Here is a 16844-nt window from a genome sequence, read left to right on the forward strand (position 1 = left end):
ATGAATCCTGCTACAGACGCGATCGCCTCATCATTCAATTCTTCTACTGCCCAAAAACCAGTGTTACAAGTTGCTGGATTGAATGTCTATTATGGTGAAAGCCATATTTTACGCAACGTAGATCTTAGCGTTACAGAAGGACAAATGGTTTGTCTGATCGGGCGCAACGGTGTGGGAAAAACGACGCTGCTAAAAACAATTATGGGGTTAATTAAACCTCGTAGCGGTGCAGTAACTTTTGCCGGACAGCCGATAACTTTGAAGTCTCCAGATAAACGAGCAAAATTAGGAATTGGTTACGTTCCTCAAGGGCGAGAAATTATTCCTCGCTTAACAGTAGAAGAAAATTTACTACTCGGTTTTGAAGCGCTACCCCAAGGTAGAAAAAACCATCAAAAGGTTCCCGATCGCATTTTTTCCTTGTTTCCCGTCTTGAAAACAATGCGATCGCGGATGGGTGGTGACTTAAGCGGCGGACAACAGCAACAACTGGCGATCGCCCGTGCCTTAATGGGAAATCCCCGCTTACTCGTATTAGACGAGCCGACAGAAGGAATTCAGCCTTCCATTATTTTAGAAATTGAGGCAGCAATTCGCGATATTATCGCTACAACTGGAATTTCCGTGCTGTTGGTAGAACAACACCTGCATTTCGTCCGCCAAGCCGACCGTTACTATGCGATGCAAAAAGGCGGAATTGTCGCATCTGGTACTACCAGCGAACTCAGTCAGGATGTCATTCAGCGATTTTTGGCAGTCTAGATCAAAAGTCAAAAGTCAAAAGTCAAAAGTCAAAAGCTTGCTCTTGAGCAAAACGAAGAGTCAAAACTGAGAACTAACCATCGATCGCCATAAATGACAATTGACAAATGACTTTCTACTACTTAGCAGGCTTAGGCGTTTTCCAAGCTGCATACAATTCTAGAGGAATGCTTCTGAGGGTGGGTCGAGCCAGAAATAAGATACTGTAGCTGGCAACCAACAAACTCAAACTGATGTAAAACGGTAGCCAGGGACCAGCAAGTAGGGGAATTGCCGTGGCGATAATTAAACAAATTGCATCCCCGTAATCCGGTGCGCCACACAATCTGGTGATGGAAAAATGCAGCGCCAAAAAACTAGGTAAGGCAAATAATTCTGCCACGCCATAACCCCAAGCTCCTAAAACTGGTAGGAGCAGCCAAGCAGCTAGCCAAAACAGACTAATATAGATGGCGTTAAACCGAGCCACATCGCGATTGTGTCCTGCGGCATATAACGCCGAAATATGCATGTTGAATACCGTGTAGAGCAAGGTTGCTAGGGCAACGAACGTAAAGACTTGGGTGCTGGGTAGCCAACTCTTGCCAAACATTAAAGGGACGATCCAGTTAGCACAGCAAGAAAAGAGAGCAAACACTGGACCAACCAACAGACCTTGATAGATAATCCCACGACTGATGGCGCGGCGCAATGCATCAGTATCGCCGAGTAATTTGGCAAGAGTGCTGATCGAAAGCCGAGCGATCACGATCCGCAGCATTCCCAACTGATCGGAAAGACGGATGGCAATACCGACAATTCCAGCCGCTTCTAACCCACCTAGACGGCTCACAACTAGGGGAACGGTGAGAGTTTTAAAATTCCAAATTAAATTAGAGCCGGAGTAAGCCAGACCGCTACGCAGTGCAGAACTGATGAATTGCGGTTGCCAGCGCCAACGCCACGCGATCGGATAGCAAACAGAAGCCATCACCGCTAGTAGCGTAAACTGAACGACAAAACCAGCGATTGGTCCCCAATAGCCCCAATTTAGGAGTACGAGCGGTACGGAGACTGCATAGTTCGATACCTGTGCCAAAGTTTCAACTAAACCAACTTGAGGGAAACGCAGTTCTCGCTCCATCATCGCGATCGAGGCACTAGCTACCATTTCCAACCAAATGACGGGAACTAGCCACCGCAGGACTTCGACTAGCACGCTTTGTCCCGTCCACGCACCCACTAGAGGCGTAGCAAACCACAGCAACACGCACAGCCCGATCCCTGCCGTATTGTAAAACGCTAAAATCTGCTCTGCGGCATCTTTCGGTAAAGTGGGTTGGCGGATCGAGTAGACATCTAAACCGCATTTTGCCGTCCAGAAAGTGAAGTAAAGAATAAATGCAGCCGAGACAACTACGCCATAATTTTCTGGTCCTAAGACGCGAGCAATTACCAGCACGCTGACTAAGGAAAGCGCTGATGCTGCCAACTGTCTAATAGTTAGATAAATACCTCCTTGGAGGACTTTGTTTTTGAGAGTTTTGAGAGATTGGTTGGTATGCATTAATTCTTGGTTTTAGACGGTAGTTCGTCGCCGTCCGGTCGCACTAAGCTAGACGATTGAGGACTCGAACTACTTGAAGCATAAGTTACAAGCAACACTTAACCCGTACTGAGAGGAAGTGAAAGCCGATTTCTGAGGTTTGAGATTCGCCGCCGCAGAGCATGAAATATTGCCAAGAGACGATTGTAGCCATCAGCACCGCACCAGCGCACGATCGCAATTGCTACACTCAGGCGAACGTACTCTTTAGAGTACCGCAGTTGAGGGGAATAGGCGATCGCGGTGGTACGAAATTGAATCGCTTGTTTGTAATCCTTGGTTTGAGTTTGCAGGCATTTCCAAGCAAGGGTTAAGTTTACCAAGCCATAGCAACGGTCTTTTAAATCTTGTAGTTCTGGCAATTTAGATTGAAATGCTTTGTCCAGCACTGTATAAAAACATTTCTCCACCCGCTGCCAGTTTTTGGACATGCTGTTCGAGTACTGGCGATAGTACACTAAAGGTTCCTCGATCGCCCCAAAATTATAGCGAGCGGCAATTCGCAAACACATATCCCAGTCGCCAACGTGGGATAAGGTCGTGTCGAATACCCCTACAGTTTCAAAACAGCAACGGCGCATCATAAACGAACTGCCAGATTCCGTAATATTGCGCTGTACGAGTTGCTGCCACACGTCACCCCGATCGCGACTAGCAAAGATTCTGCCCGTAGGTCTACCTTCGGGATCGATCAATGCTGTCCAAGTATACACTAAGCCGACTTCTGGATGTTCGTCCAAATAGCGGACTTGTTTAGCTAACTTGGTTGGATGCCACAAGTCATCTGCGTCGAGGAATGCTATGTATTCTCCTTGCGCCAGAGCAATACCTGTATTGCGTGCGGCACAAGTACCTTGATTGGCTTGAGTCATGAATTGGACGCGCCGGTCTTGGATTTGACTGCCCCATGCAGAAGTATTATCCGAACTACCATCATCAATAATTAAGACTTCAAAATCAGTAAACGTCTGTTCCAGCACGCTGTCTAAAGTTGCTGGTAAATAGGTGATGGAATTGTAGGCTGGAATAATGACTGAAACTTTAGGCATATTGTTAAATTTCGACTTGGGAAATTATGTTTCTTAAACTAGAGCATTTCTTTTCAGTTCGTCTAGATATCGGAAATACATAATAGCCAATTGAAAACATTTTTTGACTTGATGCGATCGCTTCGATCTTCATGACAAGAAACAGCGAGCGGGCAACGTCTCTTCACAGATGAACAAGTCTTGATACAAGCACGAGCTTGTCATTCATTGACTTGTCTTTATCTCACTTTCTACGATAAATCGATATATTGCTATGCAGATATAGCGGTTTCAAATGATTTGTAAAGTAGGCTTCTAGCCTGCCGCAGGCTAGAAGCGTTCATGAATCAAATAGGATTGCTGTATTAGTTAATAATTGGGCTTTGAAATGTATCGAGATAGAGTACGATCGATCGCATTAAATTGCGATAGCGGCAAATTCAGGGAAAGATTCTGCTTTGCAGCTATCATTGGTTTCTATCAGGTAATATATACCATTGTATGGTAAAGCTCTTTTAAAAAGAGCTAGCTTGAGCGCCTTTATATTGAGCCAGCAATTCTCGATCTGAAACAGTGCGATCGCTTTTCGTACCGAGAAAATAGAAACCAGATGCCGCATCATACGTTCCGGCGCGGTCAATTAAGAGGTAGTCGAAATACTTCAACCAAAAACTAGTTAGCCTTGCTATTATCTTCACCACAGCTCTAGCAGCGGATGATTTGACAAAGCTCAGCAGAAAATACTGATAGCTCCAAGCGAGTGCCATTCCCGTACCGCAAACTGGACCGCTGGCGATTTCGGCGAAATTTCTAAATAAACGCTGATGTCCCAAGTGGGTAAAGCGAGTAAAATCATATCTCCCCAAGTGGACTTGCTGCATGAAAGGAGTCTCGGAATAAACAACTCCTTCTGGTTTGAGAACGCGATGCACCTCTGCGACGCACTGATAAGGATCGACGACGTGTTCGAGGACGGCTTGAATGACAACTCCATCGAAAGAATTGTCTGCAAAAGGTAGGCTGTGAGCGTCGCAGATAATTGAGACATCCGCGCCAAAAGCAACATCTGTTTCTACAAGTTCTAAGTCAGGAGCAGAATACAGGGGTTCCATTCCTTGACCTCTGATGCTACTACCAACAACTAAAACTTTTGGACGGGAATGGCGTTGCTGAAGTAGGGCAACAAATTTTTGATAGTTTTGCTTGCCTTTAAGATTTAAATGAATGCTGGGAATTAAATTAATGAGTTGTCTTTCCCATAAAGGTTTTGGTTTGAGAGTTGAATTGTCTATATCGAGATAATCGTCGATCGCAAACACGCTTGCCTCATCGTCAATCAATATGGGGATGCCATTCACGATCGGAAAACAAGCCTGACATAGAGTGTTCGTACATTTGAGCTGAGACTCGTCCAATTCTAATTGAGCGGAACAAACTGGACAACACAACAATTGTTGTGTTTCCTCAGATAGACGCAGGGACGAAGGAGTACTGTCAGCAGTTGATAAGGAAATGGGAGATTGTGTTTTCACGGATTCATTTGGAATGAGGATTAATTTTTCACTTCGATAGCAGTCTCCATCGTCAACAGCATGGCGCGATCGCCTGCACCGCGATCCTTCCGCTCTTGCCAGTTCCAGCCTGCTATGCCCATTACAGTCCACCAGTAAAAGTAAAAAGCCGTACCGCTCCAAACATTATCCGTTGCCATACCCAAGGACGTTGCAATCAGTAGGGCTAACAAACTCCAGCAGAAATTCCAGCGATCGCTACCTTTAGGAGCTTGTCGCAGCAGTTGGAGCAGTCGGATCGCCTGTGCCACCAAGAGTGCCACAAACGTTACCAAACCGATAATACCTCCTTCTACTAAAGCGCGAATGTAGTCGTTGTGCGGTACTAAATTATACGGACTCAAGTAAACGCCAGTACCAAGTCCGTAGCCAAACCAAGGTTCGTACAGCCATGCGCGTAAAAGATAATACCACTGGGCAATCCGCCAGTTAAAACTGTTGTAGTCGGAAAACGACATAACGATCGCCCGCGAAACGTCGATATCTGGGTTCAGCAGTGGTGTATTGGCAATTCCATCCAGGCGGCTGCGTCCGTAATCCGTACTGGCAAATAGAACTATAACCAACAGCAGTAACATGATGCCACCAAGGGCATTATAAAATTTCAACCTGGGGGCGATCGCAATTCCTAGAGCCGTCACGAGCATGACTAAACCAAAAATTGCCCCAGTACCGACGTAGAGATTTGCCATTAAAAATAAGAGAATCAACCACATCCAGCGTGGTTTGCTTCCCCGTAACAGTTGCCAGAAAGCCAAACAAATAAAAAGTAGTAAATAAAGTACGAAATTATTCGGATGGGCAAACGTGCTGTTGATCCGCGTGCCTGAGACCACCTCCGCTGGCACAAACTGACTAACAATCGCTGGCTTTTTCAATGCCAGGATAGATGGTAGCAAGAAATTAGCATATTTCTGCAACATGCCGACAATTATTGGGGGAATTAACGAGAAAAATAGCAGCGCGATAATCTTTTGCGGCGCAACTCTATCTTTCATTTGCATGACTAATAGATAGACCATTGCCCACGAGAATAAGCGCGTCCACTCTCTGACGTTATCTGCTAGGTAGGGCGAGGCATCGAGTCCCAAGCCTCCCAAGATGCAGAGCACGGGCCACAAACCTTGCAGCATCACCCACGCCAACAAAAACCACCAAAACCAATCTGTCTGTATGGTGCGTCGTTCTAAAAACGCAGCGGCGACGTAGAGTAATGTTAAAGCCGCTAGTCCTAGCGCAAATAACGCCGGAATTTGCTGCGCCGAGAAGATATCCAGCGAACTGCGAAGAATTAACAGGGCGATCGCCGTGCGTTCAAAATCAGCAAAGAAGTTGATAATAATCGCAAAAGCGATCGCCCCAGCAAATAGATAAACAGGCTGAGCAGCTACCAGGATGCCCGCAGCTAGCCCTACCAAGACACCCGCCACTCCGATCCAAAAAGAGACCTGTGAAGCAGGCAGGTAGCTGGTGGCTAACCTTCTGATTTCATTTCTCACGTTCATAACACCTGGTTTTAGCAGCTAGTTCTAGGAAACATTAGTCAGAGTCTTGTAGCTTTGGAAAGCATAACGGTAGTACTTGTCAATTTGAGGATCGATCCCATTGACGGCAACTCCCAAGATCTCGACTCGTTTCGCCCTGAGTTCTGCCACTGCTTGCGTGAAGATATCCCTTTGCGTAAAGCTCGGACGGGCAACTAGGAGTAGTTTTTCGCCGTTGCCGCACAAGCTCACGGCATCGACGCAACTCGTCACGGGGGGAGTATCTATGACGATCAGGTCGTATTGACTCGCAGCAGCGGCGATAACTTGCTGAATCTGCCTGGATTCAAATAATTCCGAAGGATGGCTGCGAGGTCTGCCACTGCATAGAACTTTTAATTTGTCAATACCCGTAGTTTGAACGGCTTCTGCCAAAGCTAGCTTACCCTGTGCCACTTCTGCAAGACCTGGTTTGGCAGCAAGTTTAAAAAGTTTGTGTTGTGTCGGACAACGTAAGTCGGCATCAATGAGTAAGGTGCGGCGCGATAGGGTGGCGGCGACTGCGGCAAGGTAGGAAGACACTAAAGATTTGCCTTCACCAGACAGAGCGCTACTGACGACGATAACTTTAATATCCTCGTTGGCAGCAAATTCTGAGGATCTCAGCAGGCTGCGATAGGATTCTAGAATCGCTGGCTCTTGCATCAAAGCATCAGCGTATTCTTTGCCCCTGACTTCTGGTGAGATCACAGGCAGCACCCCCATGATGGGAACTTCGACTAGACTGCTTGCTTCTGTAGCATTGCGTAGCGTGCCGTCGAGTCCTTCTTGTAACAGCACAGTCCCGAGGGCTAGCGTACCTCCAGCGACGGTGGCAAGTACCAAAACGATCGCGGGATTGGGCCAAGTCGGTAATCTGGGCGGCTCGGCAAGGTCAACCGGACGCAGGTTGCTGACTTTTTGCGCTTCGGCAATCCGTGCTTCTTCTAACTTGCGCTGCAAAAACTCTAAGGAGGTGACTGCTTCTTGGCGTTGCCGTACCAAGGCGGCTAATCCTTGTTCGCGGATTGGCAGTTGGTTGAGGCGTTCTTGCAGGGTAGCGCGATCGCGACGAATTGCTGCAAGTCTACCTTCTAATGCTGAAGCCTCAACCTCTCCAGTAATTAATTGCGTGGCAAGATCTTGGCTTAACTTGTCAGTAGCGGCGTTGGGAGTGCTAGCCGCTGGGTTGCCTGTTTCGCTACCGATTTTTTGCTGATAGAGGGCGCGGGCTGCATCCCGTTCTTCGATTAAATTCAGCAGTGGTGGGCTGTCGGCTTTATATTTCGATTGAGCGCTAGCAACTTTTGCCTCCAACTCTACTAATTGCGTGCGTAGTGCTTGCAGTTGCTCGTTCTGCCCGCTGCGGACGGTGGCATAGGTATTTTTTAAGGTGCTGCTATCTGTCACCTGTTCTAGCGAACTATTGCGTGCCTTAACTTCTTGCAGTTGGGCAAGCGTGGTGCGTTCCTGTTCTTCTATCTGGGCTAGACTTTCGACTATACTCGTCGTCTGGGCGTTGTCCCGTCCTTGATCGTCGGCGATCGAGACAATTCCCTGCGATTGCTTGTACTGCGATAGCGTTGCTTCTACTTGGGCAAGCTGGGCGCGTTTTTTCGGAACTTCTACTGCTAAGAATTGCCGTGCCGAGCCAGCCTCGCGCCGAATCACTGCCGTATCCTCGTTAATCATGGCTTCTGTTAAAGCATTGAGCAGTTTAGCCGCGATTAAGGGGTCTTTGTTGCTGTATTTAATTTCCAGAATGCTAGTTGCAGGAACGGTTTTAACTTTTAACTGTTTTCTGAGTTCTTCTACCGTTGGTGGTTCTGCGTTACTATTGCGATTATTTGCCGTATACGCTTCGTAAATTGCTTGACGTAAAACTTTTTGGGAAAGGGCGAGTTCCGCTTGGGTTGCGACTGGGTTGGAGTCAAGTCGGGCTGATTCTTGAGTCAAATCGCGTCCTGTTTCTCCAGCTAGGCTCAATTGTTTGCCATCAAGCATCAGCCGCGCTTCTGCTTCGTAAGTCCTGGGGGCAAATATAAGATAGACCAGCGCACCAAGCATCACTGAGATGAAGGTGGCTAAAGCGGGCAAGCGCCGCCGATAAAAAATTGTCGGTAAAAGCGCGTATTTCTGTTCCATCACAACACCTTCATCTATCAGCCTGTTGGTTAACGTGGTTAGCGACTTATTTTTTCTGAAGCTTGAACGGGAGGGGTAGTAGCCAGTTGCTTGGCAACACTGGGGCGGATTGTTGTTGTCTGATTCAGTGTTTTGTACACGTTCAGAGTTTCAGTAGTAATATCATCCCAGTTATGGTGCTGCTGAACGTATTTTTGCGCTCGATTTGCCATTGCAGCCAGTGCTTCGGGATGGGCGATCGCTCGCTCTAAAGTCTGGGTGCAATCTGTTACGTCGCCAGCCCCGAACAGCAATCCCCGATCTTGAGCAATTAATTGCTGGTGGGCGGGAATATCGCTGGCGACGACTGGTACGCCTTCTTGCATGGCTTCTAGCATGGCTAGGGGTAGTCCTTCCAAATCGGAAGGGAGAGTAAAACATCCCGCCCCACGCACGATTTCTGCTAGTTTTTGCCCCCGGAGTTCTCCTGTAAAGACAATGTTAGGGTTGTTATTAGCGAGTTCTGATAACTCGGTGGCAAAGGCATTAGTATCGCTTGTCCCGCCGACGAGAACGAGTTTCCAGTCACGCGGCTTTAGCTTTTGAAAAGCTTGAATTAGCAAGTCTGGACGCTTTTCCGGTACGAGTCTGCCGACATAGGTAATGTATTTGCCTGGAGTCAGTCCTAAGGAAGTACCGTAGGCAAAACTACCATCTGTAGGAGCGTATCTAGCGGGTCCGTTAGGGATGTAAACCGTGTCGCGATTGTATGTCTGTTTGAAATAGGTGCGCAGTTCGTCAGAGACGACGACAATTCCATCTGCAAATCGTGCTGCGGCTCGTTCGCCTGCATGTAAGATGCGGCTGGAGATTTTACCCCACTTTGCCCGCTGCCAATCTAAGCCCTGACAGGTGACAACGACTTTGGCAGTGGAGGCAAATTTTGGCAACCAGCTAAATACCGAGGGTCCGAGAGCGTGGAAATGAATGATGTCGTATTGACTACCGCTTGCCGCGATCGCCCCTAGTAGGGAAGTGAAAAAGGCATCTGCTCCTCTTAGCTGCAAACAGGGCAAGGAAATAACTCTCACCCCTTTGTATTTATACTGTTCCAGCCAGGAAGAACCTAGATAAGAGGAGCGGGCAAACAGGTCTACGGAATGATTGCGTTCCACCATACGGGGATACATTTCCTGGCAGTAATGTTCGATACCACCCTGGTTGGCGGGCAATCCTTTAGCACCAATAACGGCTATTCTCATGCAAAGTGTGTCTGTTAAATCTACGTGTGTTTGGGTATACCAGTCGTCTCTAGATTGGCTTAGAAGACTAGCTGGCTTGTTGCATTCAATTTGTCGATCTTTTTTGTCCTTACTCGTTCCAATGAGTCAATTGTTGAATCTTGAGCTTTCCCTTAGAAACTATGGGCGAGGCAAATTTTGTTGGCTAGTATAAGAGTGGACTCCTGAGATTTACGTGTGTTTGGGAGCCTAGCGGTCTTTAGATTGGCATCGGAGACCGCTTCTTTTGCCACAGCTGCGGCAAGTTGATTCGGGTCGTATCTTATCCCTGTCATACTTCCTCATCCATAGGTTGACCAGCTAGACATAACTTGTAGACACACCAGATGCTAACTGACGCTGTTCCCAGCGCACCCACATATTTTGATACACATCACTGACAATTTGACGCACCCCGTATGGTGCAGCAGCCCGCACGCAAGCTTCGATTGTATAATTTTTATCTCGTGAAAGGATCTGACTTATGGCAGAGGCGATCGCTTCTGGCGTGCGTTCTTGACAAACGATCCCGCTACCTGAACTCAGTAATTTAGGTGTTTCTCCACAATCTGTAGTGACTACTGGCGTACCGCAAGCTAATGCTTCTAACGCTACTAGCGGCAAGCCTTCGTAAGCACTCGTTAATACAAAGGCGCTACAAACTTGTTGTAGCTTTGCGAGTTCGGTTGGTGGAACCGCGCCTAACAGAGTCACTTGCTGAGATAGATCTAATCGAGCAATCTCTGCTTTTACTATCTCAGCTAGTTCTCCCGCACCTGCAATTAGGAGGTGTACGTTTGGCTGCTGCATGGCAAACAGCGATCGCACCAACAAAACGGGATCTTTTTGCGGGTGCAAGCGTCCGGCAAATAATAAAAAACGAGTCTCCACCGATTTGCCCATCCGCGCTGCTAAGGCGCGTCTTCCTTCCTCGCGTTGCTCGGGAGAAAGCGGGTAAAATACTCCATTATCTACCGGATTTTTGATGTATTTAATTCGTTCGCTTAGATTAGCATAACGCTGTTGATAAAGCTTGACTGATTCCGTATTACACGATAAAATTTCGGCGAATTGCTTTATTAATAGTCCTTCTAGCGCAAAATAGCCTGCCGGAAAATATCGCCATAAGATTGCCTTCTTATTATCCTTGGCAGTCATTTGCTGGCGAATATCGTTGTGAATAAAAAGAGTCTTATCTCCCTGCCAATTAAGCGAGGCTAGCGTTGGTTCGATTCGATGAAAGTGCATGAAATCTGAAGCGAAGTCATGCTGCAATAACGCTGCGGTGTATTTTACCGTGGTCGGCAGCAAACCCCTTACATCATCATTCTCCACGGTCAGCAAGGGAAAAAACTGAATCGCCCTTCCCTCCAGCTCTGCTTCTTGCCACTTTCTAGAAGAGAAATTAGCTCGGTCTGAAGTTCCTACAACTCTGACATTAAACTCGCTAGCAGCATATTTGATAAAGTATCGAATGACGGTTTGAATGCCTCCTATGCTGGGAAACCAGGGATTAAACTGATAAAAAATGGTTAAAACTGGTTTTCGCATTCTAGTTTGCTTCAGAAACTGAATTTTTCGTCTATTTTACTTGGCGTTATAAAATTTATACTAATTTAATACATTAGGTCAAGTTAAGAACGTCACCTACTCGATCGGCAGTCGTTATTTTTCGCTCTGCTGCAATCTCTCTACCATGTCTTTTGCCTCACGGCTAACTTTACCACTACGAAACATGACAGAATTTTGAGGGTTTCTCAGCCTAAATGAGCTTTAACAACAACAGATAGTCTAGTCTTCTCCAGTGAGAGATTTTTTCTGGAAACAGAGCATCTAACAGTTTTGGGGTTACGTGCTTTCGTGTTTGAGGGCGAACAGGTTGAAGACTGAAATTAACAATATTTTTAGTTCATGTAGATTTATACTAGATTTGCCATACCAGAAGCAATCCATGATTGATTAATATATTTAAACTAATAACCGCTACTGCTGGCAAAAGTACTTGTCTAGCTTATGTCTAGCTGAAAGATGGGCTGCATTAAATAGTCTGAATCAAGTGAAAAACTAGCAAAAGTGAGTACAATCGCCTTGGGAGTGGCTCCATTGCACGGTTAGGTCGTTAAGATAGAAGACTGATTTTAGCATGTGCTAACTCTTTTGAGTTGAGTGACATCATATGCCCTCTACTAGAAAGTTTCCGCGTCCTCCCTGGTTGGCGATCGCTATGGTTGCAGTGTTTGCATTCAGCGCTGGCTTGCGGTTTTGGCAATTGAGTCGATTCAATACACTAGTCTTTGATGAAGTGTATTATGCAAAATTTGCGAACAACTATCTGACGCAAACGCAATTTTTTAACGCCCATCCACCACTGAGTCAATACATTATCGCGATCGCGATGTGGTTGGGCGGTCACATGCCGATCGACCGAGACATAGTGAACGGACTGACGGGTTCTTTGCATTCTCCTTGGAGTTATCGCTGGCTGAATGCCTTAACAGGCTCGTTTGTGCCGCTAGTTGTGGGGGGAATTGCCTATCAGTTGAGCGATCGCCGCAGTTATGCTGTAATTGCAGCCATCTTCGCCGCCGCCGATGGGTTATTTCTCGTCGAATCTCGCTACGCCTTGAACAATATATATTTAGTCATCTTAGGGCTACTTGGGCATTGGTTTTTGTTAATAGCATTGAAAGCACCTAAAAAAAAGCGCTACTTGTGGCTTACCCTAGCTGGAATAGGTTTCGGTGCATCCGCTGCAATTAAATGGAACGGCTTAGGTTTTTTATTAGGAGCATATTTGTTGTGGATTGTAGCTTGGATTGTCAAACGGACAAGGGAGCAGGGAGTAGGGAGCAGGGAGCAGGGAGTAGGGAGGGACAAGGGGGACAAGGGGGACAAGGGGGACAAGGGGGACAAGGGGGACAAGGGGGACAAGGGGGACAAGGGGGACAAGGGAGCAACTACCAATTACCAATTACCAATTACCAACTACCAACTACCAACTACTAACTACCAATTACCAACTCTCCTAGAAATAGCTTTTTACCTAGCAATCATCCCTGTTGCCATTTACAGTATCAGTTGGATTCCTCACCTCATGCTCAATCCCACACCTAACTTTTGGGAAATGCAGCGCGAGATCTTGTTCTATCACCAACGCATCGGTAGTAGTGCAGACGTGCATCCATATTGTTCTCGCTGGTACACCTGGTTGTTGATGTTGCGTCCGGTTGCCTATTTTTACAAAACTACCATTTCTCTTGACGAATCAGTACCAGTCGTGGGACCACCTCTACCAGAAGCGAGCGCAAAAGTCATCTACGACGTACACGCAATGGGAAATCCGATCTTGTGGTGGTTCTCCGCTGTTGCAATTTTGTATGCTGTTTGGGTAGTTGCTAAAAGCGCGATTGCGTTTGCAACTGTTAATTCTGCTACATCACAAAATCCTAGAATTCAAAATTTTGGAATTCAAAATACTGGAATTTATTTGTTCTTCACCCTGAATTGGTTAGCCAATTTATTACCGTGGATGCGGGTGACGCGCTGTACGTTTTTGTACCACTACATGGGTGCTTCGGTGTTTGCCGTGCTAGCCTTGGCTTGGATCGTCGATCGATGGTTGCGCAGTTATCACAGAAACCTACGGCTGTTAGGCGTAACGGCAATATTTTTGATTCTTCTGGCTTTTGTCTTTTGGATGCCGCTTTATTTAGGTCTACCGCTGTCTCCTGAAGGTTATCGCTGGCGGATGTGGTTGCCGTCTTGGGTTTAATCGAACGGTCTTCTATCTGCAATCCTATGCCGCTTAACAAAAGTATCTGAGACACCTTGGATATCGCAATTGGCTGTGCGGTTCTCTCGATCTAGAAACTAAATCCCCCAGCTTTGTATCCTGAAGTACGTGCCGACACCATCCATGAACCTGCATCGCAATTCTCGTTCGGTTGATGCAGTAGCGATCGCCTAGAACGAAGAGAACTAACCATAATCGTGCTAAAAGTGTACCCACTTGAGGACTTCCCAGGATTGGAGCCTCTACCTACAATCGTTTCACGATCGGAAATTTCAGGCAATAGTGAAAATATGACCCTACTACAATTCGGCTTTTTGATTTATCCTGGCGTTATTCAACTCGACGTGACGGGAGCTTACCAAGTTCTGGCATTTCCGCCCAATACGCAAGTACATTTAATTTGGAAAACGCTAGATCCAATCGTCAGTAATGAAGGACTAACCCTGATTCCAACTACAACACTGATAGATTGTCCACCCCTTGACGCGATCTGTGTCCCTGGTGGTGGGATGGGACAAGTTGAAATAATGAGAGATCCTGAAATTCTAAATTTCCTGAAACAGCAGGGTACGACAGCCCAATATGTGACTAGTATATGCACGGGGTCGATGATTTTAGCAGCAGCTGGTTTATTGCAAGGCTATAAAGCAACCTGTCATTGGGCATTTCGAGAGCAACTGGCAATGCTGGGGGTTGAAGTTGTTCCTCAACGGGTGCAGATCGATCGCAATCGAGTGACGGGGGCTGGTGTCACATCAGGAATCGATCTTGGTTTAACTCTGCTAGGCTTACTCTGTGGGGAAGATATGGCGAAGATGACTCAACTGATGCTGGAGTACAGTCCCGAACCGCCTTTTAATGCAGGTACGCCAGAAACAGCAGGTGAAAGAGTGTCACAATCTTTGATGCAGTTTGGCAAACCTCTGCTAGAAGCATTCCTAGCTCAAACTAAAGAAACAGCAGCTCACATGGAACTGAAAAGCTGATTCCCAGCGATCGCGCAACAGCTAACCTCCAGGTTACTCTTCCCACCAAGAACATAGCAGGATGACTAACTTCTGAGAAATACAGTCCGATAAACCGGTTCTCCACGCGACAGAGTAGACTGTTCCCTTTCCGTAGCTACGGGTAAAGGGTTTTCTGACAACCAATTTTCACTCTGGATTTGAAACACAGAACAGGCGAGAAAGCGATCGCGCATTTCTACTGCGATCGCTTCAACATCTGATTGTAAAAATACGATTCCCCCAGGAATGAGATATTTGGCGATTTCTTCTACCAACTCCGGTTGTACGACTCGCCGTTTAGCATGGCGATTTTTAAACCAAGGATCGGGAAACTGAATCGTGACGCGCTGCAATACTCCCTCTGGTAAAGAACTGAGGATAGGTAATAGCGAATTATTCACATTACAAAATAGGTAATGCAAATTGGTCAATCCCAATTCATCCCGCCACTTATTCGCCTCATCTACTAACGGTTCCCGAATTTCCAGTCCGAGAAAATTCCAACTAGACTCTAGCTGCGCCATCTCTAACACAAAACGTCCCTTTCCGCAACCTATATCTAGATGTAGCGGTTGGGTAGGCAGAGCAAATATCTTATCCCACTCTGGCGGACTGACCGGAGTTTGATACTTGTTAGCTAACGGATTAACGTGCTGACGAACGCGAATAACCACTAGTTTAGGGAGCAGTGAGCAGGGAGCAGGGAGCAGAGGGGCAGAGGGAGCAGAGGAGGACAAGGGGGACAAGGAAGCAGAGGGGCAGAGGGGCAGAGGGAGCAGAGGAGATCGAATAACTAACTGGTCACTGGTCACTGGTCAGGAGTCACTGTCGCCCCACACCCTTTCTTTACCGATAACTGATAACTGATAACTGATAACTGGTTACTGTTCCCTACATATAGCAAAAACAGAGGTATACCCGTGCAGAAAGGTACTATTGCCGACAGGACCGATTTCACCGTTGCAGAAAAAGCCACCCAAGGGTAGACCTGGTAAGTATTGGCGGAATAATTGCGAATCGAAATTAGCTTTACCATAAAGTCCTTCACCTCTGCCCAGACAGGAGAACATCAGCGCTCCAGCCGCAGCAGGAGAAGATTGAGTTTGAATTTGATAGCGTTGCAACAAATATTCTAAATCTTCAGCTGAGGTATTGGCATCGCGCAGATGAAACTGAATGCGCTGTCCTGGACGAATGCGATCGCCAATCGCAATTGCGCCAAACTTCGGGTCTACTCCTAGTAAGTTACGGATGAGAAAGTCCCCCTGTTCTAAATCTTGCTTGAATTCGTCTCGCGCTACACCAATGAATAAGGAATTTTGTGCCAACTCGCGATCGTCTTCGCTTAAGTCTTCCAATATATCTCGCAACACTGTCAAGGGGGGTTGAGCTTCTAGTTCTAAGACGATATTGCGATCGCAAGCGCCGATCTGATAAGGTTTGCCAATCGGACGACAACCTTGCGCCACAATAGTTTCCAACACGACATTTCCGCTTAAAGCAACACCGACTGCTCCTTCACGGTAGACTTTATCGTTGAAAAACAAATTGATTCGACCACCCATTTGACTACTGCTGGCAAGTCCGCCAACAGTCACCGAACCAGGATAAGCAAAGTCTAGTCCTGCAAGTAAATCGTTGATTTGAGATGAAAATGGTTCAGCTAGTAAAATGAATTGCGGTGTAGGAGATGCAGGAACGCCCAAAAGCTCCTCCCAGGTATTAGGAGAGCTATCTAAGTCAGGCAATTCCTCTGAGACGATATGAAACGGCGTGACTTGCACGCCAGGAAGATGTGCTAACGTCAAGCTCAGGGCTGGTAAATCTTCTATTTCTTGGGTTTGTTTTTGCCCATCCATCCCAATAATTCCACCACCGCTACAGCCAATTAGCACTGGGATGGATATGCGTTCTTTCAGCAAAGGTAGCAGGCGGGGATATTCGCTGGTAAAAGCCGACGAAATAAAGACTATGCCTAAATCTATTGGTGCTTGTAAAGCAGAAGTTGCCACTTCCACAACTTCCGCCACCGCAGCCTCTAAAGAAGGGCGAGTTGATAGGGCGTTTGCCCACTGCATTTTATCTGCCATGAGTTCTACCATCCCTTCTCGATCTAGATTTATGCATCATTTCATCTAAAATTATGGCAATCGATCTTCCTTAAAAGCATC

At 46.7% G+C, this 16844-nt stretch carries 13 protein-coding genes; 3 read left to right on the plus strand and 10 right to left on the minus strand.

Translation table 11 applies throughout. The features are described 5' to 3' along the window. The gene (gene urtE / locus CHRO_RS17255) at nt 1-762 is read left to right on the plus strand and encodes an urea ABC transporter ATP-binding subunit UrtE (RefSeq protein ID WP_015155522.1); all 762 of its coding nucleotides are present in this window, start codon (nt 1-3) and stop codon (nt 760-762) included. Nucleotides 763-880: 118 nt separating this feature from the next. On the opposite strand, the gene CHRO_RS17260 is transcribed toward urtE, so the two are convergent. The 7 genes from CHRO_RS17260 to CHRO_RS17290 all read right to left on the minus strand — a co-directional run bounded on the left by CHRO_RS17260 (nt 881) and on the right by CHRO_RS17290 (nt 11424). Continuing rightward, entirely contained in the window at nt 881-2308 is a 1428-nt protein-coding gene (locus tag CHRO_RS17260; RefSeq protein ID WP_015155523.1) for an oligosaccharide flippase family protein, read from the minus strand. 98 nt (nt 2309-2406) lie between these two features. Further along, nucleotides 2407-3396: a glycosyltransferase family 2 protein gene (locus tag CHRO_RS17265; RefSeq protein WP_015155524.1), complete on the minus strand. Its 990-nt coding sequence runs from the start codon at nt 3394-3396 to the stop codon at nt 2407-2409. 494 nt (nt 3397-3890) lie between these two features. After that, nucleotides 3891-4907 (minus strand): methyltransferase domain-containing protein, encoded by a 1017-nt coding sequence (locus CHRO_RS17270; protein ID WP_015155525.1) that lies wholly within the window; start codon nt 4905-4907, stop codon nt 3891-3893. Between the two features lie 20 nt (nt 4908-4927). Then, nucleotides 4928-6451 (minus strand): O-antigen ligase family protein, encoded by a 1524-nt coding sequence (locus CHRO_RS17275; protein WP_015155526.1) that lies wholly within the window; start codon nt 6449-6451, stop codon nt 4928-4930. Nucleotides 6452-6475: 24 nt separating this feature from the next. Next, nucleotides 6476-8614, minus strand: a complete 2139-nt coding sequence (locus CHRO_RS17280) for a GumC family protein (RefSeq protein WP_015155527.1) — start codon at nt 8612-8614, stop codon at nt 6476-6478. A gap of 38 nt (nt 8615-8652) precedes the next feature. Beyond that, nucleotides 8653-9855: a glycosyltransferase family 4 protein gene (locus CHRO_RS17285; protein WP_015155528.1), complete on the minus strand. Its 1203-nt coding sequence runs from the start codon at nt 9853-9855 to the stop codon at nt 8653-8655. A 339-nt stretch (nt 9856-10194) separates the two neighbouring features. Then, the gene (locus tag CHRO_RS17290) at nt 10195-11424 is read right to left on the minus strand and encodes a glycosyltransferase family 4 protein (protein ID WP_015155529.1); all 1230 of its coding nucleotides are present in this window, start codon (nt 11422-11424) and stop codon (nt 10195-10197) included. Nucleotides 11425-12049: 625 nt separating this feature from the next. On the opposite strand from CHRO_RS17290, the gene CHRO_RS17295 reads away from it, so the two are divergent. Beyond that, the gene (locus CHRO_RS17295) at nt 12050-13645 is read left to right on the plus strand and encodes a dolichyl-phosphate-mannose--protein mannosyltransferase (RefSeq protein WP_015155530.1); all 1596 of its coding nucleotides are present in this window, start codon (nt 12050-12052) and stop codon (nt 13643-13645) included. 91 nt (nt 13646-13736) lie between these two features. Here CHRO_RS17295 and CHRO_RS34435 read toward each other — a convergent pair whose 3' ends face one another. After that, the gene (locus CHRO_RS34435; protein WP_258184070.1) at nt 13737-13859 is read right to left on the minus strand and encodes a hypothetical protein; all 123 of its coding nucleotides are present in this window, start codon (nt 13857-13859) and stop codon (nt 13737-13739) included. Between the two features lie 97 nt (nt 13860-13956). Here CHRO_RS34435 and CHRO_RS17300 point away from each other — a divergent pair, with 97 nt between their 5' ends. Then, the gene (locus CHRO_RS17300) at nt 13957-14652 is read left to right on the plus strand and encodes a DJ-1/PfpI family protein (protein ID WP_015155531.1); all 696 of its coding nucleotides are present in this window, start codon (nt 13957-13959) and stop codon (nt 14650-14652) included. A 65-nt stretch (nt 14653-14717) separates the two neighbouring features. Here the strand turns inward: CHRO_RS17300 and trmB are convergent, their stop codons facing one another. Next, nucleotides 14718-15347, minus strand: a complete 630-nt coding sequence (trmB, locus tag CHRO_RS17305) for a tRNA (guanosine(46)-N7)-methyltransferase TrmB (RefSeq protein ID WP_015155532.1) — start codon at nt 15345-15347, stop codon at nt 14718-14720. Between the two features lie 207 nt (nt 15348-15554). Then, a complete protein-coding gene (locus tag CHRO_RS17310; protein WP_041463243.1) occupies nt 15555-16763 on the minus strand; it encodes an FIST signal transduction protein in 1209 nt (402 codons plus the stop codon). Nucleotides 16764-16844 lie beyond the last annotated feature (81 nt).

This window comes from Chroococcidiopsis thermalis PCC 7203, assembly GCF_000317125.1.
Lineage (GTDB): Bacteria > Cyanobacteriota > Cyanobacteriia > Cyanobacteriales > Chroococcidiopsidaceae > Chroococcidiopsis > Chroococcidiopsis thermalis.

Bases quoted from the DNA above. Each gene is read 5' to 3' on its own strand.
- urtE (WP_015155522.1), top strand. From the start codon at position 1: ATGAATCCTGCTACAGACGCGATCGCCTCATCATTCAATTCTTCTACT.
- CHRO_RS17260 (WP_015155523.1), bottom strand. From the start codon at position 2,308: ATGCATACCAACCAATCTCTCAAAACTCTCAAAAACAAAGTCCTCCAA.
- CHRO_RS17265 (WP_015155524.1), bottom strand. From the start codon at position 3,396: ATGCCTAAAGTTTCAGTCATTATTCCAGCCTACAATTCCATCACCTAT.
- CHRO_RS17275 (WP_015155526.1), bottom strand. From the start codon at position 6,451: ATGAACGTGAGAAATGAAATCAGAAGGTTAGCCACCAGCTACCTGCCT.
- CHRO_RS17280 (WP_015155527.1), bottom strand. From the start codon at position 8,614: ATGGAACAGAAATACGCGCTTTTACCGACAATTTTTTATCGGCGGCGC.
- CHRO_RS17285 (WP_015155528.1), bottom strand. From the start codon at position 9,855: ATGAGAATAGCCGTTATTGGTGCTAAAGGATTGCCCGCCAACCAGGGT.
- CHRO_RS17290 (WP_015155529.1), bottom strand. From the start codon at position 11,424: ATGCGAAAACCAGTTTTAACCATTTTTTATCAGTTTAATCCCTGGTTT.
- CHRO_RS17295 (WP_015155530.1), top strand. From the start codon at position 12,050: ATGCCCTCTACTAGAAAGTTTCCGCGTCCTCCCTGGTTGGCGATCGCT.
- CHRO_RS34435 (WP_258184070.1), bottom strand. From the start codon at position 13,859: ATGGTTAGTTCTCTTCGTTCTAGGCGATCGCTACTGCATCAACCGAAC.
- CHRO_RS17300 (WP_015155531.1), top strand. From the start codon at position 13,957: ATGACCCTACTACAATTCGGCTTTTTGATTTATCCTGGCGTTATTCAA.
- CHRO_RS17310 (WP_041463243.1), bottom strand. From the start codon at position 16,763: ATGGCAGATAAAATGCAGTGGGCAAACGCCCTATCAACTCGCCCTTCT.